We start from the raw sequence: 24,840 nt of genomic DNA on the forward strand, positions 1-24,840 counted from the left end.
CCCCCCCCCCCCCCCCCCCCCCCCCCCCCCCCCCCCCCCCCCCCCCCCCCCTCGGCGGGTCGCTCAGGCGGCGCCGAGGTCCTCGGCGACGTAGGTGTCGTAGAGGGACCGGGTGTAGGCGTAGCGCATCTCGGCGCCCCACCGGACGAACTGCAGGCAGCGCTGCTGCAGCTCCGGGGTGGTCGCGCCCTCGAGCACGATCTGGAAACCGCGCTCACCGTGCACCTCGTCGGAGGTGATGTGGAGGTCGAAGAACTCGATCTCGTCCTCGGTGAACCCGTAGGTCTCGCGCAGCGGCACGATCTGCTTCTTGTAGATGCTCGGGACCTGCGACTCCAGGCCCACGACCAGCGCGGCGGTGGCGACGACGTAGTGCTCGCGCATGGCGGTGGCGTAGCACCACGCCTGCAGGCCGCGCGTGACGGCGTTGGCCGTGTTCGGGTCCTCGATCGCCTCGCGGGTGGTGCCACACGCCTCGCCGAAGCGGATCAGCAGGTCGGTGTGGCGGATGTCGGCCAGCTCCTCCTCGTACATGTTCTGGAGGAGGAAGTCCTTGGCGTCGGTCATGTGGTCGGGGGTGTTGCCGTAGATGTAGCCGAGGTAGTCGGCGAACGGGCCGACGTAGGTGTAGTGGTTCTCGGCCCAGCGGGCGAAGTGGTGACGCTCCAGCTTGCCCTCGGCCCAGGCCTTGCTGAAGGAGGCGTTCTTGGCCTCGCGGCCCTTGATCGCGTCCTGCAGGGCGACGCGGAAGTCGTCGTGGCTGAGCAGCTCGGTGCGGTCGAGCATCTGGGTCATGTGATTCGCCTTCTCCGGTCTCCAGCGGTGGCTGTGTGAGAACGACGCTAGGAGCGGTCCACCCCTCCGCATGAGGGTCACAGTGCACAGGGATGCGGCGGTTCCCTGGGCAGTTCGACCAACGCGGGGGACGTCGTCCGTCCGGAGACTCAAGCGTCGTGTCCGCCGCCGTCACCACGCCCTCGTCCGCACCGCCGCTGCGCCCGGCCGGGGGTGTCGGCACCGGCCTGCGGCAGGCCCTCGTCGTGGCGCTGGCCGTGGTCAGCGGTGCCACCGACGCCATCGGCCTGCTCGCCCTGGGCGGTGCCTTCACCAGCGTCATGACCGGCAACCTGGTCATCCTGGGCGTCTCGGCCAGCTCCGCCGACGGCGCGCTGGCCATCGCCTCCGGGGGCGCCATCCTGGCCTTCTGCGCCGGCTGCGCCCTCGGCGCCCGGCTGGCCGGCCTACCCCGCCCGGACGACGCGGTGTGGCCGCGGCCGGTGACCGTCGGGCTGGTCGTGGAGCTGGTCCTGCTGGCCGGCTACGCGGTCGGCTGGTGGGTCAGCGGCGCGCAGCCGGGCCCGGTGCTGACCCAGGTGCTGCTGTTCACGATGGCCGCCGCCCTGGGCGTGCAGAGCAGCACCGTGCAGCGCTTCGGCATCGCCGGGATGTCCACGACCTACCTGACCGGGACGCTGACCACCGTCGTCATGCGGATCGTGGCGGGACGGGCGCGTGAGGTGCGGGCCAGCGTGGAGATCATCCTGGGCCTCGTGGTCGGGGCCGCCGCCGGCGCCGGGCTGCTCCTGGTCGCGCCCCTCGTGGCACCGGCCCTGCAGCTGGCCGCGCTCGGGGGCGTCGTCCTGGTCGCGGTGGTGGTGGGCCGCCGCCGCTGACCGCGCGCATCAGCGCGGGCCGGAGGGGTACCCGCCGGCCATGACGACGAGGGTCGAGCGCTCCATCCAGGTCGAGGTGCCGCTGCGGACGGCGTACGGGCAGTGGACCCAGTTCGAGGACTTCCCGCACTTCATGGGCGGGGTCAGGGAGGTGCGCCAGCTCGACGACCGCCGGCTGCACTGGGTCGCGGAGATCGCCGGCGTCCGGCGGGAGTGGGAGGCGTCGGTCCTCGAGCAGGTGCCCGACCAGAAGGTCGCCTGGGCCGCCACCAGCGGGGCGACCAACGCCGGGGCGGTGCGGTTCGAGGCGGCCGGCCCGAACGCGACGGTGGTCCACCTGACGCTGGAGTACGAGCCCGAGGGCGTGGTGGAGCAGGTCGGCGACGAGCTCGGCGTCGTCGAGCGGCAGGTCCGCTCCGACCTCGAGCGATTCAAGGCGCTGGTCGAGGACGAGGGCTACCCCACCGGCGTCTGGCGCGGGTCGGTCGACGCCGGGGCCGGCGTCGGCACCCCGGGCGTGGCGGACGCCGCGGCCTCACGGGGTGACAGTGGCAAGGCGGGGGTGTCGGGCACCGCGGTCGCGGCCGGCGTCGCCGCGGTGGCCGCGGGTGCCGCCGCCGTCGGTGCGGCGGTGGCGGCGAGCGGCTCTCACGGGACGGAGGACAAGCCGGGGCCGGTGGAGATCCCGCCGTCGGAACGGCTGGCCGCCCACGCCTCCCAGTCCGCGCCGGAGTCGTCGACCGCCGCCCTCGGCGTCCCCTCCGAGGTGCTCGACGAGGGCCCGGAGCCGATCGCGCAGCGCACCCTCGACCCCGGCGTCGGCCGCGACGAGGACGGCACCGCCGACCGGCCCCACTGATCCCTCGGGCCCGGCGGTTGACCGCCCGCGGGCCCGAGGCCACGATCACCAGGGCCACCCGGGTCCGGCCCACCTGCCGAGCGCCCGTCCCTGGGACCAGGGGAGACCATGAGCAGGACAGAGACGATCACGGTGCCCCACCTGGGCACCTCGACCATCGGCTACCGGCTCGGCAGGGCGTACGACCCCTCGCTCCCGACGCTGGTCATGGTCAACTCGTTCACCACCTCCGTCGAGCTGTACCGGCCCCAGTTCGCGGACGAGGAGCTGTCCGCCACCGCCAACCTGCTCGCGCTCGAGCCCTACGGCCACGGGCAGACCCGCGCCGGGTACGAGCAGTTCACCTACTGGGACTCGGCCATCGCCAACCTGCAGGTCCTCGAGGCGCTCGGCATCCCCGAGGCGTTCGTCCTGGGCACGTCGCAGGGTGGGTGGATCGCGGCGCGCATGGCCCTGCTGGCCCCCCGCACCGTGAAGGGCATCATCCCGCTGGGCACCTCGATGGACTCCGAGAGCCAGCGCAGCCGCGACCTGGGCTGCTGGGACGGGGTCGGGTTCTGCACACCGGCCATCGACGCCCTCGCCGGGGAGGTCGGCGACGACTGGGTGATCCCGGTGGAGTTGGTCGACGCCGTCCTCGCGGAGGGCTTCGGCGGGGACGTGCCGCCCGAGGAGCGCACCTTCTGGCACGAGACGCACCAGGAGAACTACGCCGGTGACGCCGGGCGGGCGCGGCTGCGCACGAGCAGCATCAACCTGCGTGACCGCGACGGCCTGCACGCCCGGCTGGACGGTGTGCGGTGCCCGGTCCTGTGGATGCACGGCACGGCCGACCCGGTCTACTCCGTCGCCAACGCCGAGGACGAGATCGGGCTCTTCGTCAACAGCCCCGAGGCCCGGCTCCGCGTGGTCGACGGTGGCCGGCACTTCCTCAGCGCCTCCCACCCCGCGGACGTCGACGCCGCGACGGTCGAGTTCGTCAACCGCTGGAGGTAGCGCCGGCACCTCCGGCGCGACGGGACGCTCAGGCCCCCGTGCGCGGGCCCTGCCAGATGTCGATGCCGGCGTCGACGGCGTGCTGGTCGATGGCGGCCAGCTCCTCGTCGGAGAACGCCGGCTGCTCCAGCGCCCCCACGTTCTGCTCGAGCTGACCGACGCTGCTGGCCCCGACGAGCACCGTGGTCACCCGCGGGTCGCGCAGCGCCCAGGCCAGCGCCATCTGGGCCAGGCTCTGCCCGCGCTGCTGCGCGATCTCGTGCAGCGCCCGGACGTGACCCAGCGCCTCCTCGGTGAGCAGGTCGGTGGACAGCGACTTGTCCTGGCTGGCCCGCGACCCCGCCGGCACGCCGTCCAGGTACTTGGTCGTCAGCATCCCCTGGGCCAGCGGGGAGAAGGCGATGCAGCCGGCGCCGACGTCCTCGAGCACGTCGAGCAGGCCCTCGGTCTCGATCCAGCGGTTGAGCATCGAGTACGACGGCTGGTGGATCAGCAGCGGCGTCCCGAGGTCGGCGAGGATCTCCGCCGCCCGCGCAGTGTCCTCCGGGCCGTAGCTGGAGATGCCGGCGTAGAGGGCCTTGCCGGCCCGGACGGCGCTGTGCAGCGCGCCCATCGTCTCCTCGAGCGGCGTGGTCGGGTCGGGGCGGTGCGAGTAGAAGATGTCGACGTATTCCAGGCCCATGCGGCGCAGCGACTGGTCGAGGCTGGCCAGCACGTACTTGCGCGAGCCGCCGCCCTGGCCGTAGGGCCCGGGCCACATGTCGTAGCCGGCCTTGGTGGAGATGACCAGCTCGTCGCGGTACGCCGCGAAGTCGTCGGCGAGGTGCCGGCCGAAGTTGGTCTCGGCGGAGCCGTAGGGCGGGCCGTAGTTGTTGGCCAGGTCGAAGTGCGTGATCCCGAGGTCGAAGGCCCGCCGCAGGATGTCGCGCTGCCGGTCGAACGGGACGTCGTCCCCGAAGTTGTGCCACAGCCCCAGGCTGATGGCGGGGAGGTCCAGGCCGCTGCGGCCGGTGCGCCGGTAGGTCATGGAGTCGTAGCGGGCGTCGGACGCGCGGTAGGCCATGGCGCCGATCCAACCAGCGGCGTGGCCGGCCGGCTCAGCCGCGGCCGAGGGCGGCCAGCCGCTCCCGCCGGGCGGTGCGAAGCAGCTCGGCCAGCCGCGGGTCCCCGAGCGTCTCGGCGCCGGCGACCCGCAGCCTGCGGAAGGACTTCCCGGTGCCGTCGAGCAGGCCGCGGTGGTCCAGCGAGGCGCCGTGGTCGAAGCCCAGGTCGAGCACCTGCCGGTACACGGCGAGGTAGGCGTAGTGCTCGGTCGTCTTCCGGCGGCCGATGCCGTAGCCGACCGTCCTCTGGTGCGGCCAGACGACACGGACGACGTCGGCATCGGTGCGCCGGACCAGCTCGTCGGCGGCCCGGACGAGGTCGGCCACCTCCGGGCCGACCACGGCGAGCAGTGCGTCGAGGTCGTCGGGCACGGTGCGGGGTTCCTCTCGAGATCGGGCCGGTCGGCCCTGGTCGGGGCCCGGTCAGCGCCTAGGGTCGGGGACGACAGTCTCCGCCGCCGCCCCTCGGGAGATGACCGTGCTCCGCCTCCTCGGACTCCTGCTGGTCGTCTGGCTCGTCGTCACCGTCATCGGCGCGGTCGTGGAGGGCCTGTTCTGGCTGGCCGTGGTCGGGCTGGTGTTCTTCGTGCTCACCGGGGCGTTCGGCTGGGGGCGGCAGAAGAACCGCCTCTGAGCGGACCGGCCGCCCACGGGCGCCCCGGAGGCCTCGCGCGGTCGCCGTTCCGGCCGGCGCGGGGCGGGCGATGGCGGGAAGACGCCCACCACCACCCGGCCCCGTCGGCGCGGACCGGTCCGCACCCTCCGCCGTCAGCGGCTGCTGACGGCGTACTGCTCCGGCGCCCACGGGAGGGGTGCCCCCGCGTACTTGGCCGCACGGACGTCGCCGGAGCGGGCGTGCCCCTCGAACAGCTCGACCCGGCTGGCCCGGCCGCACAGCTCCCCGAGCGCGGCACTGGACTCGCGGTTGCGGACCTCCTGGTAGGTGACCGTCTTCAGGTACTTGCCGACCCACAGGCCACCGGTGTACCGGGCTGATCCCCGCGTGGGGAGGGTGTGGTTGGTGCCGATGACCTTGTCGCCGTAGGAGACACACGTGCCCTCACCGAGGAACAGCGCGCCGTAGTCGCGCATCTCCTCCAGGGCCCGGCGCGGCTCCGCGGTGAGCACCTGGACGTGCTCGGAGGCGAACTCGTCGGCGAGCGCGAAGGCCTCCTCGATGGTCTCGACGACGTGCACCTGGCCGTGGTTCCGCCAGGCCGGCTCGGCGAAGTCCTTCGTGGGCATCTCCGGCAGGAGCCGCTCGATGTGCGCGATGGCCCGGCGGGCGACGTCCTCGCTGGTGGAGATGAGGACCGCCGGCGAATCCGGTCCGTGCTCCGCCTGGCTGAGCAGGTCGACGGCCACGACGAACGGGTCGGCGGAGTCGTCGGCGATGACCAGGATCTCGGTCGGCCCGGCGAACAGGTCGATACCGACCTCGCCGAACAGCTGGCGCTTGGCCTCGGCGACGAAGGCGTTGCCGGGACCTGCCAGCATGTCGACCTTCGTCACCGTCTCGGTCCCGAGGGCCATCGCGGCCACGGCCTGCACACCTCCGAGCAGGTAGATGTCGTCCGCGCCGGCCAGGTGCATGGCGGCGACCGTCGCGGCCGGGATCTCCCCCCGGATCGGCGGCGTGCACGCCGTGACGTGCTCGACGCCGGCCACCTTGGCGGTGAGCACGGTCATGTGGGCCGAGGCCACGAGCGGGTAGCGGCCGCCCGGGACGTAGGCGCCGGCCGCCGAGACCGGCAGGTGCTTCTGGCCGAGGAAGACCCCCGGCATCGTCTCGACCTCGAACTCCTGCATCGAGTCGAGCTGGTGCTGGGCGAACGTGCGCACGTTCCCCTGCACGGTGCGGATGTCGTCGATGACCTCCTGCGGGACGCCGGCCATGATCTCCTCGACCCGCTCCGGCGCCAGGCGGAAGCTCTCCGGTGCCCAGTGGTCGAACTTCTGCGAGTACTCGCGGACGGCCTCGTCACCGCGCTGCCGGATGTCCTCGATGACGCCGGCGACGGTCTCGCGCACCGCGGGCGCGGGCGCCAGACCGCCCGCCGACCCGGTGGCGGCCTTGAGCACTGTGCTGGTCATGCGGTCCTCCTGTGGGGTGGTCCGGGGATGTGACGAGCGTGTCTGCATACGCATGCAGTGTCAAGACCGCCCGGCGAGGGCGGCCGGTACGCTGCCCATCAGCACAGTCCTGGTCACAGGTGGGGAGCGCATGGCCGCAACGAGCTTTGACGTCGCTCGGCTCGCTGGCGTGTCGCAACCGACAGTGTCCAGAGCACTGCGGGGTGAACCCAGTGTCGCGCCGGAGACCCGACGGCGGGTGGAGGAGGCCGCGACCGCGCTCGGCTACGTCACCAGCCACCTGGGCCGAGGGTTGGCCACCCGGCGGACCCGCCGCATCGGGGTCGTGGCCGCCGAGCTGACCAACCCCTTCTACCCCAACCTCGTCGGGCCGCTGCAGCGGGAACTGGAGCTGGCGGGCTATCGCAGCGTCCTGTACGCCGAGCGCGGCGACGACGTGCTCACCGTCGACGAGCTGGCCGACGGGTCCCTGGACGGCGTCGTCCTCACGACCGTCTCGCTGGAGTCGACGCTGCCCCAGTCGCTCACCGAGCGAGGCGTTCCGTTCGTGCTGCTCAACCGGGAGGTCGACGGTGTCGTCGCCGACGCGGTGGTCGTCGACAACGTGCGTGGGGCCACCTTGATGGCGGATCTTCTCGTGGAGCTGGGGCATGAACGGATCGGCGCCCTGCTCGGCCCGGAGTGGACGAGCACCGGGCGTGACCGGGAGCGCGGCTTCCGCAAGGCCCTGGCCGCGCGCGGCCGGGAGCTCCCCGAGCGGTCGACCGTGCACAGCCCGTTCGGCTTCGACGAGGGCCGGGAGGGGCTGATCGAGCTCCTGGCCCGCGGTGGACCGCGCCCGACCGCGGTGTTCTGCGCCAACGACGTGCTCGCCCTCGGTGCCTACGACGCCGCGGAGCGGGCGGGCCTGCGGGTGCCCGAGGACCTCACCGTCGTGGGTTTCGACGACATCAGCCTCGCCTCGTGGGCGCGGTTCGACCTCACCACGGTCCGCTGCGACCTGCCCCGGCTGGCCGCGGTGGCCGCGGAGCTGCTGCTCAAGCGGATCACCGCGCCCGGGGAGTACCACCAGCGGATCGTGCTGCCGGTCGAGGTCGTCCGGCGGGGTTCGCACGCGGCACCCGCGACCCGGGACGCATCCCCGGCCTGACCGGTCCCGCAGGGACGCCCGGTCGGCGCCCCCGGTGCCGGCCGTCCGGCGTGAGCCGGCGGACGGCGGTGACCCCGACCACAGGTGGGCCTTGACACCCCCGCGCGAGCCTGCCTACGGTCGTCCACACGGGGTTGCATACGCATGCAGCATGGTCGTGCGACACCGCACCGGCCCGAGCGCCTGTTCCGGTCGGTCCCAGGCGACCACCCGCCTCCTGTCTCCGCCCCGCTGCCGGTCCGACCGCGCCGGCACCGGAGACCACCCCGGCCGACCTCAGAGGGAGTCACCGGCATGGACACCACCACCGGCACGACGGAGTCCGTTCCGCAGTCGTCACGCCGCAAGGTGCTGACGTCGAGCGTTATCGGCAGCGTCATCGAGTGGTACGACTACACGATCTACGGCACCGCGGCCGCGCTCGTGTTCGGTTCGCAGTTCTTCCCGAACTTCGACCCCGCCACCGGCACGGTCGCCGCGTTCGGCACGTTCGCCGCGGGCTTCCTCGCCCGCCCGCTCGGCGGCCTGGTGGCCGGGCACTACGGCGACAAGATCGGCCGCAAGGCGATGCTGGTCCTGACGCTCACCGTGATGGGCGTGGCCACCGCCCTCATCGGTCTGCTCCCCACGTACGCCCAGATCGGGATCTGGGCGCCGGCGCTGCTCATCCTGCTCCGCCTCGTCCAGGGCTTCGCCGTCGGCGGGGAGTGGGGCGGCGCCGTGCTGATGGCCGTGGAGTACGCACCCGACCGCAGGCGCGGCTTCTACGGGTCCCTCCCCCAGACCGGCGTCCCGGCCGGCCTGGTCCTGGGCACCGGGGCGTTCGCGCTGTTCTCGCTGCTGCCGGACGACCAGTTCGACGCGTGGGGTTGGCGGGTGCCGTTCCTGCTCAGCGTGGTGCTGGCCGGGGTCGGCATGTACATCCGCTTCCGCCTGGCCGAGACGCCGAACTTCAGCGAGGTCAAGGAGCACGGGCAGACCGACAAGAGCCCCCTGGTCGACGTGCTGCGCCGGCATCCCCGGGAACTGGTCGTGGCGTTCTTCGCCCGGTTCGCGGAGGCGGGCAACTACTACATCTACACGGTGTTCATCCTGGCGTTCCTGGTCGACTACGCGGGGGCCGACGAGTCGGCGGTCCTCGCCGCCGTCGTCATCGCCGCGGCGGCGGACGTGCTCGCCATCCCGTTCTGGGGCCGGCTGTCCGATCGGGTCGGCCGGCGTCCGGTGATGATCTGGGGCGGGCTCTTCCTCGCCGCATCGGCCTATCCGATGTTCCGACTGGCCGAGGACGGCGACGCGGTCATGATCACGGTGGGGTTGACGGTCGTCCTCGTGGCCGGTCACGCCGCGGTGTACGGCCCGCTGGCCGCGTTCTACGCAGAGCTGTTCCGGCCGTCGCTGCGCTACAGCGGGGTCTCGATCGGCTACCAGGCCGGATCCGTGCTGCTGGGCGGGTTCACCCCGCTGCTGGCGACCTCCCTGGTGGCGTGGTCCGACGGGAGCGCGTGGCCGGTCGTCGTCCTGGTGGCGGGCACGTCGCTCATCGCGACCGTCACCTTCTTCCTGGCTCGCGAGTCCCACCGGCGCAGTCTGGCCGAGGAGTCCTACGACACCCCGGCGCCGGCCACGGTCTGACCTCGGTGCGCCGCCGGCCCGACCAGGCCGCACCCCGCCCGTGCGTCCGCCGGTGGTGAGGTCCCCCGACCTCACCACCAACGGGCGTGCGCAGCACCAGGCCGGCCCCTCCGGGTGCACGGGAACCGAGCTGCCCCTCGGACCGGTGGCGCACGACGGGCGTCACCGGCGCAGGGCCACCGGCACACCGGCCAGCTGCCGGGACACCCCACGGGCGGTCGCGATGACCGCGGGCACGTAGCTGGGCGCGGAGGTGTCCTCCGGCGGGACGACGACCGACACGGCGCCCACGACGACCCCGCCGCGGCCCACCACCGGCGCGGCGACGGCCAACGCCGGCAGCGGCATCGTGCTCGTCGCCACGGCCACCCCCGACCGGCGGACCTCGGCCAGCACCCGGCGCAGCCGCCCGGGCTCGGTGACCGTGTTGGGGGTGTAGCGCTCCAGCGGGCCGGCGAGGACGGCGTCCTGCTCCTCCTTGGGCGCCCATGCGAGCAGCGCCAGCCCGACACCGCTGGCGTGCAGCGGCAGCCGGCCGCCGATGCGGGTCGCCGTCGGCACGGCCGACCGGGTGGCGAAGTGCTCCACGACCAGCGCGGCGCCGGCGTCCCGGACGGCGAGCTGGACGTTCTGCTGGGTGGCCTCGTAGAGGTCCTCGAGGAACGGTCGGGCGGTGTCCCGCAGGGCGCTGGCCCGGGGCGCGGAGGCGGCCACCTCCCACAGCCGCAGCCCGGCGCGGTACCGGCCGTCGGGCTGCCGCTCCAGGCCGCCCCACGTCGCCAGCGTCTGCACCAGCCGGTGGGCCGTCGACAGCGGCATGCCGGTCTCGCGGCTGACCTCGGTGGCCGACAGGCCGGCCGGGGCGGCGCCGACCGCGTCGAGCACCGCGCAGACCTTGGACGCGACGCTGCGCGACTCCCTGCCCGCCACGGGCACCACCTCCGATCCTCCCGACTATAGGGAGGACTGTTGTCCGGGACACAGTGACCCGGGTCCCATGGTGTGCAGCGGCCGGGGAGACGATCCCCGGCACCTCCCCCGGGTGCGGTCACCCCACCCGGCCATCCCCTTTCGCCGTCCGGCGTGCCCGGACGCCCGTCCGCGGAGGCAACGTGTCCATCGACGTCCTCGCTGTCGTCGTGCTGCTCGCCGTGTTCCTCGTCGGCACCGTCAGCACGGTCAACATCGGCGCACTCGCGCTCGTCGGGGCCTTCGCCCTCGGCACGCTGGTGCTCGGGGAGGACCTCCCCACGATCCTGTCGGGGTTCCCCGCCAACCTGTTCATGCTGCTGTTCGGCATCACCTACCTGTTCTCCGTCGCCGCGGCCAACGGCACGACGGAGTGGCTGGTGATGTCGATGGCCCGGCTGGTGCGCGGCAACGCCCGCGTCGTGCCGCTACTGCTGTTCGCGGTGACCGCCGCGGTCACCTCGGCCGGCGCGCCGGGTCAGGCCGCTGCCGGGATCATGGCGCCCATCGGCATCAGCCTGGCCCGTGAGTTCGGCATCCGCCCGCTGCTGGCCGGCCTCATGGTGGTCACCGGGGTCGGGGCCGGGACGTTCTCGCCCCTGTCGACCCTCGGCATCATCGCCAACGAGGCCGTGGCCAGCGAGGGCTTCGACGTCGGCCCGGTCACCCTCTGGCTGGGGACCCTGGCGTTCAACGTCGTCCTCGCCGTCGCCGTGTACCTCGTCCTGGGCGGGCTGCGGGCCACCGGCGAGCGACTGGACGACGCGGTCCGCGCCGCCGACGGCGGCGGGACCCCGCTGGAGTCCGCGCCGTCCGCCGGCACGGGCGGCGGAGGGGCGGCGACGGCCGTCGGGACGGCGCCGGTGTCGGTGCGCCCCCGGCTGGACGCCGCGCGGGTCACGACGCTGGTCGCGATCGCGCTGGTGGCGCTGGGCTCGCTGGTGTTCGACCTGGACATCGGGATGCTGGCCATCGTCGCCGCCGTCGTGGTGCACACCGTGTTCCCGCGCAAGGAGAACACCGCGCACATCAGCTGGAACGTCATCCTGCTGGTCTGCGGCCTGGTCACGCTGATCGAGGTGCTCGACCGCGCCGGCACGATCACGCGCATCGGTGAGGGCGTCGCCGGCGTCGGCTCCCCGGTGGTCAGCGCGCTGCTGCTGTGCGGGGTCGCCGCGCTGGTGTCGGCGTTCGCCTCCAGCACCGGGGTGATCGGCGCGATCGTGCCGCTGGCCATCCCCCTCATGGCGCTGGGGCACCTCTCCCCCACCGCCCTGCTGATCGCCATCGCGCTGTCCGCGACGGTCGTCGACGCCAGCCCGTTCTCCTCGGTCGGCGCCCTGGTCGTGGCCAGCGCACCCGAGGACCAGCAGCGCGCGGTCTCGCGCAAGCTGCTCACCTTCGGCCTGGTGATGATCGTCGTCGCGCCGCTGGCCTCCGTCCTGCTGTTCGTCCTGCCCGCCCAGCTGGGCTGATCCCACCCCCGAGAGAGGAGTGCGCACCATGGCCGCACCCGTGTTCACGATGGCCTGCCAGGCCTACGACCGCATGCAGGCGCTGCGCGACGGCAGCGTCCGCGTCGGCGGCGCGGAGCTGAACTTCCTGGACCTGCCGGTCGAGGAGACGTTCTTCCGGATGCTGAAGTTCGGTGAGTTCGACATCGCCGAGCTGTCGCTGTCCAGCTACGTGATGACGCTGAGCCGGGGGGCGCCGTACGTGGCGGTGCCGGTCTTCCCCTCGCGGGCCTTCCGGCACAGCGGCATCTACGTGCGGGCGGACTCGCCGATCAAGGACCCGTCCGAGCTGGCCGGTGCGACCGTCGGGGTGCCCGAGTACCAGATCACCGCGTCGGTGTGGATCCGCGGGACCCTCGCCGAGCACCACGGCCTGCCGGTGGAGTCGGTGCGCTACCGCACCGGCGGCCTGGACGAGCCGGGCCGCACGGAGAAGGTCCAGCTCGAGCTGCCGCCCGGTGTCGAGGTGACCCCGATCGGCCCGGCCGACACGCTGTCCCAGCTGCTCCTCGACGGCGAGCTGGACGCCGTCTACAGCGCCCGCAACCCCGGGCCGTTCAACACCCCGGGTGGCGGCGGCATCCGCCGGCTGTTCGGCGACGCCGCGGAGGTCGAGGGGCAGTACCACGCCCGCACCGGCATCTTCCCGATCATGCACACCCTGGTGATCCGCCGGGAGGTCTACGAGCAGCACCGCTGGCTGGCCCGCGAGCTGGTCAAGGCCTGCGGCGCGGCCAAGGACGTCGGCCTGGCCGGCATCGGGGAGACCGCCGCGCTGCGCTACGCCCTGCCGTGGCTGTGGGCCGAGGTCGAGCGCACCCGCGCCGCCCTCGGTGAGGACTGGTGGCCCTACGGCCTGGAGACCAACCGGACCACGCTCGAGACGTTCCTGCGCTACCACCACGAGCAGGGGCTCTCGCCGCGGCGCTACGAGCCCGAGGAGCTGTTCGCGCCGGAGTCGCTGGCCGCCGTCGTGGTCTGAGCGCCCGGACCGGTGCCCCGGTCCCGTCGTGGGGCCGGGGCACCGCGGTTCCGGGCGCTCCCGTCGTCGCGGTCAGGCCGCGCTGGTGAGCACCGCCCGGGCGTTGCCGGGGCGGACGCGGGCCGCACCGGGCCGCCCCGGCCGGATGTCGACGACCGGGGCGAGCGGCGCCGCCGTCCACCTGGTGCCGTCCTTGACGCGGGTGCGCAGCGGGCCGGCCAGGGCGGTGCCGTCTCCGCTGTCGATGCCGGACTCCGGCCGGGGAAGGCGGGACCGGCCCGCGCTCAGCCGAGCATCGCCTCCGCACGCCGGACCGCCGCCGCCGAACCGAAGAGGCCGGGCAGGCCACCGGAGTGCAGGAACACCGTCAACTCGCCCCGCCGCACGTCCCCGGCGGCGACGGCGTCCACCAGCCCGGCCAGCGCGCGCCCGGTGTAGACGGGGTCGAGGACGACACCCTCGCACCGGGCGGCGCTGACCAGCGCGGCCACCACCGGCTCCGGCAGCGTCCCGTAGCCCTCGCCCACCTGGTCCAGTCGCAGCCGGAGGCCGCCGGGGTCGCAGTCCGCACCCGTCAGCTCCGCCACCAGGCCCGCGACCGTCCGCGCGGGGTCGGCGACCGCGCCGACGTGCACGCCCAGCACCCGGTCGGCACCCAGACCGGCGACCAGGCCGGCCATCGTGCCGCCCGAGCCGAGGGCGGTGACCACGGTGCGCAGGTCCGGCGCCTGCGCCAGCAGCTCCGTGGCGCACTCCCGGTAGCCGCGGGCGCCGACGGCGCTGGAGCCGCCGAAGGGGACGACGGCGGGCCGGCGGCCGGCGCGGACGAGATCGGCGACGACCTCCTCGGCAGCGGCGGACAGTCCCACGTGGTCGGCCTTCCCGGCCCAGACGACGCGGACCCCGAGCAGGCCGTCCAGCGCCAGGTTGCCCGACGTGGCCGCCCCGGCCTCCCCCGCCAGCACGAGGACGACGTCGAGGCCCAGCCGGGCCCCGGCGGCCGCGGTCAGGCGGGCGTGGTTGCTCTGCGCAGCACCGGTGGTCACCAGGACGTCGGCGCCGTCGTCCAGGGCCGCGCCGATGATCCACTCCAGCTTGCGCACCTTGTTGCCCCCGCCGCCGAGGCCCACCAGGTCGTCGCGCTTGAGCCACAGGTCGCTCTCGGCCAGCCCGATCGCACGGGCCAGGCGCGGCGCGGGTTCCAGCGGCGTCGGCCAGGTCGCCAGCCGCACGCGGCGCGATGCGGACGTCATGCGGTGATCATGGCACCTCACCGCCTCGGCCCCGCTGAGTCGGGACGGCAGCGGCCCCCGCCGGCCCACTCCGCGCCGGACACGACCAACGGCCCGGTCCCTCGAGGAGGGACCGGGCCGTTGGACGGATCGGGCTGACCAGGAGTGTCCCGATGACCGCACCCCGGACGATGCCGACGGAGGTCAGGACATCGCCGACCGTGCCGACGGGGACATCTCCTGGCCGTCCACGTCAGCTGCAGCCGCTGGTGGAGCCGCACCCCTCGCACACGTAGCAGCTGCCGGCGGGACGCATCTTCGTGCCGCAGGTCATGCACAGCGGCGCGTCGGTGGCCGTCCCGGTGACGAGCTCGAGCAGCTCGGCCGAGGAGTGGGCCTCCTTGACCGACTTCCCCGCCTTGGGCTCGGGCTTGGCCGGGGCCTCGGTCGGCGCGGAGCCACGCAGCGCCTCGAGGTCGACCTCCTCCTCCTCGACGACCGTGGCGGTCGACGCGGAGGTGTCGTAGCCGGAGACCTGGGCGGCCCGCTCCTCGGCGCTGAAGATGCCGAGGTTGGCCCGCTTGTCGACCGGCAGGTGGTCCAGCGCCAGGCGACGGAAGATGTAGTCCATCACCGACTGGGCGATCCGGATGTCCGGGTCGTCGGTCATGCCGGCCGGCTCGAAGCGCATGTTGGTGAACTTCTGGATGTAGGTCTCCAGCGGCACACCGTGCTGCAGCGCGATGGACAACGAGATCGAGAAGGCGTCCATGACACCGGCCAGGGTCGACCCCTGCTTGCCCAGCTTGAGGAAGACCTCACCGAGGCTGCCGTCGTCGTACATGCCGGCGGTCATGTAGCCCTCGGCGCCCGCGACGCTGAAGGAGGTGGTGACGCTGGTCCGCTTCTTCGGCAGCCGCTTGCGCACCGGGTGCGCCAGCAGTGCCGGGGCGGCCACCTCCACCTCGGCCTTGGCCTCGGCCTTCTTGGCCTTGGCGTCGGACAGCGGCTGGCCGACCTTGCAGTTGTCGCGGTAGATGGCCAGCGCCTTGAGCCCGAGCTTCCAGCCCTGGAAGTAGATGTTCTCGACGTCCTCGACGGTCGCCGTCTCCGGCATGTTGACCGTCTTCGAGATGGCGCCGGAGATGAACGGCTGGACCGCGGCCATCATCCGGACGTGGCCCATCGGGGAGATGGCCCGCTCGCCCATCGCGCAGTCGAAGACCTCGTAGTGCTCCGGGCGCAGGCTCGGCGCGTCGACGACGTGGCCGTGCTCGGCGATGTACTCGACGATCGCCTCGATCTGCTCGTCCTGGTAGCCCAGGCTCTTCAGCGCCCGCGGGACCGTCTGGTTGACGATCTGCATGGACCCGCCGCCGACCAGCTTCTTGAACTTGACCAGCGAGAAGTCCGGCTCGATGCCGGTCGTGTCGCAGTCCATCATGAAGCCGATGGTGCCGGTGGGGGCGAGCACCGAGGCCTGCGCGTTGCGCCAGCCGAAGTCCCCGCCGATCTCCAGGCACTCCTGCCACTGGGCGGTCGCGGCCTTGAGCACGTCGGCGTCGTCGGCCCCGACCGGGCGGATGGCGTCGTTGGCCGCGGCGTGCTTGCGCATGACCCGGGCGTGGGCGTCGGCGTTGCGGGCGTAGCCCTCGTACGCACCGACGATGCCGGCCAGCTCCGCCGAGCGGCGGTAGGCGGTGCCGGTCATCAGCGAGGTGATCGCCGCGGCCAGCGTCTGGCCGCCGCGCGAGTCGTACGCGTGGCCGGTGGCCATCAGCAGGGCGCCGAGGTTGGCGTAGCCGATGCCCAGCTGGCGGTAGGCGCGGGTGGTCTCACCGATCGGGTCGGTCGGGAAGTCGGCGAAGCAGATCGAGATGTCCATCGCGGTGATGACCAGCTCGACGGCCTTCACGAAGGTCTTCGCGTCGAACGTGCCGTCGTCCTTGAGGAACTTCATGAGGTTCAGCGACGCCAGGTTGCACGAGCTGTTGTCCAGGCTCATGTACTCCGAGCAGGGGTTGGACGCGTTGATCCGCCCGGTCTCGGGGTTGGTGTGCCAGTCGTTGATCGTGTCGTCGTACTGGATGCCCGGGTCGGCGCACTCCCAGGCGGCCTGGGTGACCTTGCGGAACAGCGACTTGGCGTCGACGGTCTCGATGACCGTGCCGTCGAGGCGGGCCCGCAGGCCGAAGTCGGTGCCGTCCTCCACCGCACGCATGAACTCGTCGGAGACCCGGACGGAGTTGTTCGCGTTCTGGTACTGGACGCTGGTGATGTCCTTGCCGCCGAGGTCCATGTCGTACCCGGCGTCGCGCAGCGCGCGGATCTTGTCCTCCTCGCGCGCCTTGGTCTCGATGAACTCCTCGATGTCGGGGTGGTCGATGTCGAGGACGACCATCTTCGCCGCACGCCGGGTGGCGCCGCCGGACTTGATGGTGCCGGCGGAGGCGTCGGCGCCGCGCATGAAGGAGACCGGGCCCGAGGCGGTGCCGCCGGAGGACAGCAGCTCCTTGGAGGAGCGGATGCGGGAGAGGTTCAGCCCGGCGCCGGAGCCGCCCTTGAAGATCAGCCCCTCCTCCCGGTACCAGTTGAGGATCGAGTCCATCGTGTCGTCGACGGCGAGGATGAAGCACGCGCTGACCTGCTGCGGCGCACTGGTGCCGACGTTGAACCAGACCGGCGAGTTGAAGCTGAAGTACTGGTGCAGCAGCATCCAGGTCAGCTCGTGCTCGAAGATCTCCGCGTCGCCCTCGGTGGCGAAGTAGCCGTGCTCCCGGCCGGCCTGGCCGTAGGTGAGCACCACCCGGTCGATGAGCTGGCGCAGGCTGCTCTCCCGCTGGGGCGTGCCCACGGCACCGCGGAAGTACTTCGTCGTGACGATGTTGGTGGCGTTGATGCTCCACTCGGCGGGGAACTCCACGCCGCGCTGCTCGAAGTTGATCGAGCCGTCCCGCCAGTTCGTCATGACGACGTCCCGGCGCTCCCAGGTCACCTCGTCGTACGGGTGCACACCGGCGGTGGTGAAGACCCGCTTGACCTTCAGGCCCTTCCCCCTGGTCGGCGCCTTGGCGGCGCGACGCGTGCGGCCCGACAAGCGGTCCTCGGTCTCGGTCACGGAGCTCTCCCTGTGTTGTGGGCCCTGGTTCGTGGGCAGTCGCGGCGGCTGGGGAAGAGAGCCGCACTCTGTTCTAACGGGTGGTGCTGACAGTTCTCAGGTGCCGGCGACGCTGCCGTCGGGGGCGGCCTGGGCCCGCCCCGCACCCCGCCGGCGGACGACCGGCGGGTCGTTCTGCATCCCAGGGAGCGGCAGGGTGCCGGCGGCGATGTGCCGGGCCCGCAGCTCGGTGATCTCCTTCTCGAAGTCCTCGAGCGAGGTGAAGGCGCGGTAGACGCTGGCGAACCGCAGGTACGCGACCTCGTCGAGCTCGCGCAGCGGTCGCAGGATCGCCAGGCCCACCTCGTTGCTGGGCACCTCCGCGGCCCCGGTGGCCCGGATGGCGTCCTCCACCTGCTGGGCGAGCTTCTGGAGCTGGTCCTCGTCGACCGGTCGGCCCTGACAGGCCCGACGGACGCCGGCGATGACCTTCGTGCGGTTGAACGGCTCGCTCACGCCGCTGCGCTTCACCACGGCGAGGACGGCTTCCTCGACCGTCGTGAACCGCCGGCCGCAGGCCGGGCACGACCGCCGACGACGGGTGGTCGCGCCCTCGTCGGCCTCGCGCGAGTCGATGACCCGGCTGTCGGCGTTGTGACAGAAGGGGCAGCGCACCGCTCCTCCCCCTCTCCGGCGCGGCTCTCACCCGCCCCGCCGACGAACCGCGGCACGGGCGGCCACCACGCCTCCCCGGACCGGCTGTGGACCCTCCTGGGGACATCCGGTGGACGCCGCGGGGAGAACCTGAGGACCGGTCTGTGGACGGGCTTACATCCGTGCAACTACTAGATGTAGGGGAACCCTAGGACCACCCCCACTAGATGTGCAAGCCGGGACACGCCCCGCGTGTTCCGGTCCGGCTCGCGCGTGACCAGCAGCGTCCTCCTGTCCCAGCCGTCACCGGGACACGCCGCGACACACCGCGCGACGCTCACGCAGTGGCAGGGAATGGGTGTATGGCGGGTCGCCGCGCGGTCGGTCGCGGTACCGGTCGACCGCTCCCGTCTCTGGCGACAGGGCGACGAGGGTCAGGCGCGGATCGAGCCGTCCGGCCGCGGGATGCGGGGGCGGGCGATCCGGTCACCCAGCCGCATGGGCCGGGTCAGGCAGTCGGCCTCGGCGCGCTGCAGCGGCATCGCCGCGGTCCCGCCACCCGGGTGGGACCCCGGCTCGTCGCCCCTCTCGTCGGCGGCGCGGTGCCGGCCGGTGACGGCGGGAGCACGGTGCCGGCCGGTCACGTCCGCGCGGACCGCGGGCTGCTCGGCCGTCACGTCGCCGCCGTGCCGCCGCCGCCGACGCGGCGGCTCGGCACCGGTCGCGACGGCACCGTCACCGGCGGGCCGGAGGCCGGCGACCAGCCGCTCGCGGGCGGCGGCGCGCGTCCAGGACACCGTCGGCGACGCGGCGGCGACGGTGGGCTCCGGGCGCGAGGTGGCGGCCGGCGCGACCGCCTCGGGGAGGCGCAGGTCGGCCAGGTCGGTCCACGACTCCCGGACCGAACCGGCGACGGTGACGCGCACCCGGACCTCGCAGGCGCCGCCGGAGTCGTGCCGCCAGCCCAGGATCACCCCCGGCCGCCAGGCGCCGTCCACGTGGACCTCGACACCCGGCGACTGCTCGGCGAAGACCGCTTCCCGGCGGACCGACATCCCTGACACGCCCCAGACCGTAGGTCGCCGGACGACCACTGACCGTGAACGACCGGGCGCACAAGCTTGACGAACATGGGCCGCGGGTCTTGTCGCTCCCTGGCCCCACGGCAGCGTCCCCGCAGGTGGACGGGCCACCCTGGGCAGCACCGCACCCGGGCCGGCTCCCGGCGCCGCTCACTCAGGGCAGCCGCAACACCTGGCCGGGGATGACGACGGCGCCGTCGAGACCGTTCAGCTCCTCGATGGCGTCGACCACGGCGCGCACGTCCTGCTCCCCCCCGGCCACGTCACCGGCGATGGACCACACGGTCTGCCCCGGCTGCACGACGACACTGCGCTCGCCCACCAGCCGGAGGTCACCGGACCCCCCGTCCAGCAGCGGGGCGACCCACGAGCCCAGGGCCAGCCCCACCCCCAGCGCCAGGACCACCGAGAGGCGGCGGGCCCTGCGGGTCAGCCGCACCCCGGGGCGCACCGGCCGGCCCGCCGGGCCACAGCCACCCCGTGCCGGACGGCCAGGTGCCGACGAGGCCCCACGGCCGGGCACGGGCCGCGTCGGCCGCGCGCCCGGACGGACGCCGCCCGCCGCGCCGGAGCGCCCCCCACCGGCCGGGGCCGGTCGAGTCGGCACCACGGCCGGTCGAGTCGGCACCACGGGCGGACGGGCCGGACCCGCCGCGGGCCGGACCGGCCCCGCCGATCGCGCCGCGCCCGCCACGGATCGAGCCGCCCCGGCTCGCGACGGGGCGGGACCGGCCGCGGAGCGGTGCGGCGGGCGCGGCGAGCCGTGCCCGCCCGGCGCGGGGACCGCCCGGAGGCGGGGCCGCCAGGGCACCTGCACCGCGTCGTCGAACTCCAGGACCGCCTGCTGCACGCCTGCCACGACCGCTCCTCTCACTGATCCGGACCATCGAACAGGTGTTCGACCCGGATGTCTGTGCGATGTCTACCGGATGGCTCCGACGAAAGCCACCGCACCCACCGGCCACTTCGAACACGTGTTTGATCCGATGCGTCCGGCGCGCTACGGTCGCCCGGAAGGACGAGACGCGCTGCGCGGGCAGCCGGCGAGGAGGCGACGGTGGCGGAGAAGAGTGGTGCGTCGGGGAGCCGCCGGAGGGCGGCGGGCCGGCCCGCGACCACCGAGACGGCAGCCGTGCGCACGTTCCCCGACCGGGGCGAGGCCGGCGACGGTCTCACCCAGCGTCAGCGGCGCGTGCTGGAGGTCATCCGCGACTCGATCGAACGCCGCGGCTACCCGCCCTCGGTGCGGGAGATCGGTGAGGCGGTCGGGCTCTCCTCCGCGTCCTCCGTCGCCCACCAGCTGACGGTGCTGCAGAAGAAGGGCTGGCTGCGCCGTGACCCGAACCGGCCGCGGGCCCTCGACGTCCGCCTCCCCGGCGACACCTCCGGAGAGGCCCCGCAGCCGGCCGCGACCGGCTCCGACGAGACCCCGGCCCCGACGTACGTGCCGCTGGTCGGGCGGATCGCCGCCGGTGGTCCCGTCCTGGCCGAGCAGGCGGTCGAGGACGTCTTCCCCCTCCCCCGCGAACTGGTCGGCGAGGGCACGCTGTTCATGCTCAAGGTCGCCGGCGACTCGATGGTCGAGGCCGCCATCTGCGACGGCGACTGGGTCGTCGTGCGTCAGCAGCCGACCGCCGAGAACGGCGAGATCGTCGCCGCGATGCTCGACGGGGAGGCGACGGTGAAGACCTACAAGCGCCGCGACGGGCACGTGTGGCTGCTGCCGCACAACCCGGCCTACGAGCCCATCCCCGGCGACGACGCCACCATCCTCGGCCGCGTCGTCACGGTGCTGCGCCGCGTGTGACGCCCGGCTCGGACCGGTCTGCCGGAGCCTGACGGTCCCGGCGGACCGGCACCCGCGTCCCACCCGGGCAGCCGGGGTCCGGGCCACCGTCCTCGCGGCCCCGACCGGCGCCCGCGGTCGACCCGATCGACGGGTGCCGTGCACGCCGGCCCACCCGCCGGGAATGGGTCAGGTGCGGCGGCGCAGTCTCCCGCCCACCCACACGAGGGCCGTGGCGACCAGCGCGGCGACCACCGCGGCCGGGACCAGCGGGATGCCTCCGTCCGACGTGGTCAGCAGCCCCGGCAAGCCGCCGTCCGACGCCGATGCCGCAGCCGGACCGGCGGAGGCGCTCCCCTCGGGGATCGGGACGACCGTGACGTCGGTCGGCACACCCTCGCCCGCGACGACGACGCCGCTGCCGTCGGCGGTGAAGCTGATCGCCTCCCCCTGGGGCGCGTCGGGCAGCGCCATGCGCACCGGCTCCCCCTCCAGGGCCCCGGCGACGTCCGAACCCGACAGCGGCCACACGTAGGCGTCGGTGTAGGTGCGCAGCGCCACCCGGCTCCCGTCGGCCGACACCGCTCCTCCGGTGACCATGAGCTGCCCGGCGCGACCGACCGGCCCACCGGTGGTGCCGGTGAGCGTGAACTCCACCCCGGCCACCTCGGTGAGCGCCACCGTCCCCGACTCGACCAGCGCGGTCACCGGTCGGTAGACCTTGCTGGCCCCCAGGACCTCCTTGGAGACGAGGTGGGGCGTGCCGTCGGGTGCCAGCAGGAGCGCCTCGACGTCCCGCGGGCCGTCGGGATGGGCCAGCCGGTAGAGCCCCGTGCTGCCGTCGGGCCGCAGCGCGAGCAGCGCCACCGTGTCGCGGGTGCCCTCGTTGTCCCCGGTGTCGGCCAGCCACACCGTGCCGTCCGCGCCGACGGCGAGGTCCTCGGGGTCGTAGGGGTCCACCGGCGCGCTGCGCACCGTGAGCACCCGGCAGGTGGCGTCCAGGACGAACACGTCGATCTGCTGGCCGCCGTCGTTGATCGCCAGCATCCGGTCACCGACCACGACCAGCCCGGACAACTCGGGCAGGCGGGGGTCGGTGATCTGGCACTGCGTCGACGGGCCGGACTGCGCCGCGTCCTCGGCGGACGCCGGCAGGGCGGTACCGAGGACGAGCGCCACCGCGAGGGCGGCCCCCGCCGGACGTCGCCCTACGGCACCGCTACGCGGACGGCCGGCCAGCTCGGGCACCCACCCAGCGTGACAGCACGACTGCGTCCAGCCCGTGAACCACGCCCAACAGCAGGATGCCGACCGACGCACCCACGACGGCGTCGGTGACCCAGTGGAAGTCCAGCGACACCATGGCCACCCCGGTCGCCACGGGGCCCGCGACGCTGAGCAGCCGGAACGTGCGCTGGACGGCGGGGGCGAGCCGGAACTCGACGGCCTGCCAGCGGGCCACGCCCCACATGAGGACGGCGTTGGCCACGTGCCCGGAGGGGTAGGACGCGCCGTCCCGGTAGAAGAACGACCCGGGGTAGGCCGGCGCGGTGCGGCCGGTGCCGTACTTGAACCCGTAGACCACGACGGTCAGCAGGGCGAGTGCGACCAGCACGCGCAACAGCGGGACGACGGTGCGCCGGCGCCAGACGAGGTGGCCGACGAGGACGGCGAGGACGATGAGGATGAAGCCGCGCCCACCGAGCTGGGTCACCGCCCACACCGGCCAGTAGGCGGCGGAGTCCTTGAGGTCCCAGGCGCTGACCACCTCGGAGACCCGCAGGTCCATCCGCTCCAGCGTGCCGCGGCTGAGCAGGTCCACGGTCACGCCCACGGTCACGAGCAGGGCGGTGGTGAGCAGCCACCACGGTGGGCGCCCGGGCGCGACGACGCGCGGGTGCGGCGCGGGCCGGGCGCCGTCCCCGGACAGCTCGGCCCCGGGCCGCCGCTGTACCGCGCCGCTGGTCACGCGCCTCACGGTACCGGCCCGTGACGTGTTCGTGACCTCGCCCGACCGGGCGAGGCGCGCCGGCCGAGGGGCCCCGGACACGCCCGTGGCACCGGCCGGGCGGCCGGTGCCACGGGGTGGGCGACGGTCAGGCGACCGGCGCGCTGAACTCCTCGAGGGCGGCGGAGAGGGCGCCGTCCACCCGCGCGGTCAGGCGGGTGCCCCCGTCCTCGTGCTGCTCGCTGAGGACCTCGCCGTCCCGGTGCACCCGCGCGACCAGGTCGCCGCGGTCGTACGGGACGAGCACGTCGACCTCGACGTCGGGGTGCGGCAACCGGGCGGCGACGATCTCCCGGAGCTGCTCGATCCCCTCGCCGGTGCGCGCCGAGACCCACACCGCGCCCGGCAGCGCCCGCCGCAGGGTCAGGACGTCGTCCTCGGTCATGGCGTCGACCTTGTTGACCACGATGAGCTCGGGCACCGCGGCGGCGTCGATCTCCCCGAGGACCACGTGGACGGCGTCGATCTGACCCAGCGGGTCGGGGTCGGAGCCGTCGACGACGTGCAGCAGCAGGTCGGCGGCGGCCACCTCCTCCAGGGTCGACCGGAACGCGTCGACCAGCTGGTGCGGCAGGTGGCGCACGAAGCCCACCGTGTCGGTCAGCGTGTACTCCCGGCCGTCGGGCGACTGCGCCCGGCGGACGGTCGGGTCGAGTGTCGCGAACAGCGCGTTCTCCACGAGCACGCCGGCGCCGGTCAGCCGGTTGAGCAGGCTGGACTTGCCGGCGTTGGTGTAGCCGGCGATCGCCACGCTCGGGACGGCGTTGCGCCCACGGCTGGACCGCTGCGTGGCCCGCGCGGTCGCCATGCCGGCGATCTCCCGGCGCAGCTTGCTCACCCGCGCGCGGATCCGCCGCCGGTCGGTCTCGATCTTGGTCTCACCGGGACCGCGGGTCCCGATGCCGCCACCGCCGGCGACGCGGCCACCGGCCTGGCGGGACAGCGACTCACCCCACCCACGCAACCGCGGCAGCATGTACTGCATCTGGGCGAGCTCGACCTGCGCCTTGCCCTCCCGGCTCGACGCGTGCTGGGCGAAGATGTCGAGGATCAGCGCGGTCCGGTCGACCACCTTGACCTTGAGGATCTTCTCCAGCTGGTTGAGCTGGCCGGGCGTCAGCTCGCCGTCGCAGATCACCGTGTCGGCGCCGGTGGCGGCCACGATGTCGCGGATCTCCGCCGCCTTGCCCGACCCCACGTAGGTGCCGGCGTCGGGCTTGTCCCGGCGCTGGCTGACCGCCTCCAGGACCTGCGACCCGGCGGTCTCGGCCAGGGCGGCGAGCTCGGCGAGGGAGCGGTCGGCGTCGGCTTGCGTCCCCTCGGTCCAGACCCCGACCAGCACGACGCGCTCGAGGCGCAGCTGGCGGTACTCGACCTCGGTGACGTCGGCGAGCTCGGTGGACAGGCCGGCGACCCGGCGCAGCGCACCGCGCGCCTCGAGCTCGTAGGAGCCGGTCGTGTCGTCCGGCTCGTCCCACTGGCCGGCGGGTGCGGGACGGGTCGACTCGTCGACGGGGGTGGGCCGCAGGGCCCGCTCCCCGGCGTCGTCCGAGACGGCGCGGTTCTGTGCTGTCGTCATCGTCTCCAGCGTGGCACGGCCCAGCAGACTGGGCACCTGAGTTGTCATCGCCGGGTACAACACCGCGGCGCCCCGGGACCATCCCGGTGCAGGTGACGCGTGGCCGGGGCCGGTCCGGGTAGGGGCGGACGACGACCACGCGAGGAGGCCACAGATGACCGAGAGCGGCAGCAGCAGCCTGGGCGCGAACGAGGAGATCGACGACCCCGGCCGCGACCCCAAGGGCCTCAACCCGCCGCGCAACCCCCTGTCCGGCGGCCTGGGCAGCACCACCGGCGGGCCGGACCAGGACAGCGGCCGCGGCGAGCCCGAGGGCAGCCCCGGCACCGCCGGTGAGTCGATGATGCCGGAGGCGCCGGAGGAGTCGGGGAACACCCGGGGCTGAGGCCGGGCCCCCACGGGGCTGCCGGTGGGCCACCCCGGGGTG

At 73.7% G+C, this 24,840-nt stretch carries 23 protein-coding genes; 10 read left to right on the top strand and 13 right to left on the bottom strand.

Features of this window, described 5'->3' with window-relative positions; translation table 11 throughout:
- Window positions 1–63: 63 nt before the first annotated feature.
- Window positions 64–795, bottom strand: a complete 732-nt coding sequence (locus tag ACI79E_RS12610; RefSeq protein ID WP_456932889.1) for a TenA family transcriptional regulator — start codon at window positions 793–795, stop codon at window positions 64–66.
- Between the two features lie 158 nt (window positions 796–953).
- Between ACI79E_RS12610 and ACI79E_RS12615 the strand changes: the two genes are divergently transcribed.
- The 3 genes from ACI79E_RS12615 (at window position 954) to ACI79E_RS12625 (ending at window position 3,528) form a co-directional block, all read left to right on the top strand.
- Window positions 954–1,673, top strand: coding sequence for a DUF1275 family protein (locus ACI79E_RS12615; RefSeq protein ID WP_456932890.1), 720 nt, complete (start codon window positions 954–956; stop codon window positions 1,671–1,673).
- Window positions 1,674–1,713: 40 nt separating this feature from the next.
- Window positions 1,714–2,532, top strand: coding sequence for an SRPBCC family protein (locus ACI79E_RS12620; protein WP_456932891.1), 819 nt, complete (start codon window positions 1,714–1,716; stop codon window positions 2,530–2,532).
- 108 nt (window positions 2,533–2,640) lie between these two features.
- Complete coding sequence (locus tag ACI79E_RS12625; protein ID WP_456932892.1) at window positions 2,641–3,528, top strand: alpha/beta fold hydrolase; 888 nt, start codon at window positions 2,641–2,643, stop codon at window positions 3,526–3,528.
- A gap of 28 nt (window positions 3,529–3,556) precedes the next feature.
- Here ACI79E_RS12625 and mgrA read toward each other — a convergent pair whose 3' ends face one another.
- Both mgrA and ACI79E_RS12635 read right to left on the bottom strand, forming a co-directional pair.
- A complete protein-coding gene (gene mgrA / locus ACI79E_RS12630; RefSeq protein ID WP_456932893.1) occupies window positions 3,557–4,591 on the bottom strand; it encodes an L-glyceraldehyde 3-phosphate reductase in 1,035 nt (344 codons plus the stop codon).
- 34 nt (window positions 4,592–4,625) lie between these two features.
- A complete protein-coding gene (locus tag ACI79E_RS12635; RefSeq protein ID WP_456932894.1) occupies window positions 4,626–5,003 on the bottom strand; it encodes a hypothetical protein in 378 nt (125 codons plus the stop codon).
- 100 nt (window positions 5,004–5,103) lie between these two features.
- Between ACI79E_RS12635 and ACI79E_RS12640 the strand changes: the two genes are divergently transcribed.
- Entirely contained in the window at window positions 5,104–5,265 is a 162-nt protein-coding gene (locus tag ACI79E_RS12640) for a hypothetical protein (RefSeq protein ID WP_456932895.1), read from the top strand.
- A 134-nt stretch (window positions 5,266–5,399) separates the two neighbouring features.
- Here the strand turns inward: ACI79E_RS12640 and hisD are convergent, their stop codons facing one another.
- Window positions 5,400–6,725, bottom strand: a complete 1,326-nt coding sequence (gene hisD / locus ACI79E_RS12645) for a histidinol dehydrogenase (protein WP_456932896.1) — start codon at window positions 6,723–6,725, stop codon at window positions 5,400–5,402.
- Between the two features lie 130 nt (window positions 6,726–6,855).
- Here hisD and ACI79E_RS12650 point away from each other — a divergent pair, with 130 nt between their 5' ends.
- Window positions 6,856–7,875 carry a LacI family DNA-binding transcriptional regulator gene (locus ACI79E_RS12650; protein WP_456932897.1) on the top strand — a complete coding sequence of 340 codons (1,020 nt, stop codon included), beginning with the start codon at window positions 6,856–6,858 and terminating at the stop codon, window positions 7,873–7,875.
- Window positions 7,876–8,169: 294 nt separating this feature from the next.
- Window positions 8,170–9,510, top strand: coding sequence for an MFS transporter (locus tag ACI79E_RS12655; RefSeq protein WP_456932898.1), 1,341 nt, complete (start codon window positions 8,170–8,172; stop codon window positions 9,508–9,510).
- Between the two features lie 162 nt (window positions 9,511–9,672).
- On the opposite strand, the gene ACI79E_RS12660 is transcribed toward ACI79E_RS12655, so the two are convergent.
- Window positions 9,673–10,440: an IclR family transcriptional regulator gene (locus tag ACI79E_RS12660; RefSeq protein WP_456932899.1), complete on the bottom strand. Its 768-nt coding sequence runs from the start codon at window positions 10,438–10,440 to the stop codon at window positions 9,673–9,675.
- Between the two features lie 182 nt (window positions 10,441–10,622).
- Between ACI79E_RS12660 and ACI79E_RS12665 the strand changes: the two genes are divergently transcribed.
- Both ACI79E_RS12665 and ACI79E_RS12670 read left to right on the top strand, forming a co-directional pair.
- Complete coding sequence (locus ACI79E_RS12665; RefSeq protein ID WP_456932900.1) at window positions 10,623–11,954, top strand: SLC13 family permease; 1,332 nt, start codon at window positions 10,623–10,625, stop codon at window positions 11,952–11,954.
- A gap of 28 nt (window positions 11,955–11,982) precedes the next feature.
- Window positions 11,983–12,975, top strand: a complete 993-nt coding sequence (locus ACI79E_RS12670) for a hypothetical protein (RefSeq protein WP_456932901.1) — start codon at window positions 11,983–11,985, stop codon at window positions 12,973–12,975.
- Between the two features lie 284 nt (window positions 12,976–13,259).
- On the opposite strand, the gene ACI79E_RS12675 is transcribed toward ACI79E_RS12670, so the two are convergent.
- From ACI79E_RS12675 to ACI79E_RS12695, 5 genes are all read right to left on the bottom strand, one after another.
- The gene (locus ACI79E_RS12675; protein ID WP_456932902.1) at window positions 13,260–14,228 is read right to left on the bottom strand and encodes a pyridoxal-phosphate dependent enzyme; all 969 of its coding nucleotides are present in this window, start codon (window positions 14,226–14,228) and stop codon (window positions 13,260–13,262) included.
- Between the two features lie 232 nt (window positions 14,229–14,460).
- Entirely contained in the window at window positions 14,461–17,325 is a 2,865-nt protein-coding gene (locus ACI79E_RS12680) for a vitamin B12-dependent ribonucleotide reductase (protein ID WP_456932903.1), read from the bottom strand.
- A gap of 96 nt (window positions 17,326–17,421) precedes the next feature.
- Entirely contained in the window at window positions 17,422–17,979 is a 558-nt protein-coding gene (gene nrdR / locus ACI79E_RS12685) for a transcriptional regulator NrdR (protein ID WP_456932904.1), read from the bottom strand.
- A 413-nt stretch (window positions 17,980–18,392) separates the two neighbouring features.
- On the bottom strand, window positions 18,393–19,022 hold the full coding sequence (locus tag ACI79E_RS12690; protein WP_456932905.1) for a hypothetical protein: 630 nt from the start codon (window positions 19,020–19,022) through the stop codon (window positions 18,393–18,395).
- Between the two features lie 172 nt (window positions 19,023–19,194).
- On the bottom strand, window positions 19,195–19,491 hold the full coding sequence (locus tag ACI79E_RS12695) for a LysM peptidoglycan-binding domain-containing protein (protein WP_456932906.1): 297 nt from the start codon (window positions 19,489–19,491) through the stop codon (window positions 19,195–19,197).
- Window positions 19,492–20,097: 606 nt separating this feature from the next.
- Between ACI79E_RS12695 and lexA the strand changes: the two genes are divergently transcribed.
- On the top strand, window positions 20,098–20,847 hold the full coding sequence (lexA, locus tag ACI79E_RS12700; RefSeq protein WP_456932907.1) for a transcriptional repressor LexA: 750 nt from the start codon (window positions 20,098–20,100) through the stop codon (window positions 20,845–20,847).
- A 168-nt stretch (window positions 20,848–21,015) separates the two neighbouring features.
- Here the strand turns inward: lexA and ACI79E_RS12705 are convergent, their stop codons facing one another.
- The 3 genes from ACI79E_RS12705 to hflX form a co-directional block, all read right to left on the bottom strand.
- A complete protein-coding gene (locus ACI79E_RS12705) occupies window positions 21,016–22,005 on the bottom strand; it encodes a hypothetical protein (protein ID WP_456932908.1) in 990 nt (329 codons plus the stop codon).
- Window positions 22,006–22,045: 40 nt separating this feature from the next.
- Complete coding sequence (locus ACI79E_RS12710) at window positions 22,046–22,795, bottom strand: phosphatase PAP2 family protein (RefSeq protein ID WP_456932909.1); 750 nt, start codon at window positions 22,793–22,795, stop codon at window positions 22,046–22,048.
- Between the two features lie 127 nt (window positions 22,796–22,922).
- Window positions 22,923–24,413, bottom strand: a complete 1,491-nt coding sequence (gene hflX / locus ACI79E_RS12715) for a GTPase HflX (RefSeq protein ID WP_456932910.1) — start codon at window positions 24,411–24,413, stop codon at window positions 22,923–22,925.
- 154 nt (window positions 24,414–24,567) lie between these two features.
- Here hflX and ACI79E_RS12720 point away from each other — a divergent pair, with 154 nt between their 5' ends.
- Window positions 24,568–24,798 carry a hypothetical protein gene (locus ACI79E_RS12720; RefSeq protein ID WP_456932911.1) on the top strand — a complete coding sequence of 77 codons (231 nt, stop codon included), beginning with the start codon at window positions 24,568–24,570 and terminating at the stop codon, window positions 24,796–24,798.
- Window positions 24,799–24,840 lie beyond the last annotated feature (42 nt).

The organism is Geodermatophilus sp. SYSU D00079 (assembly GCF_054050635.1).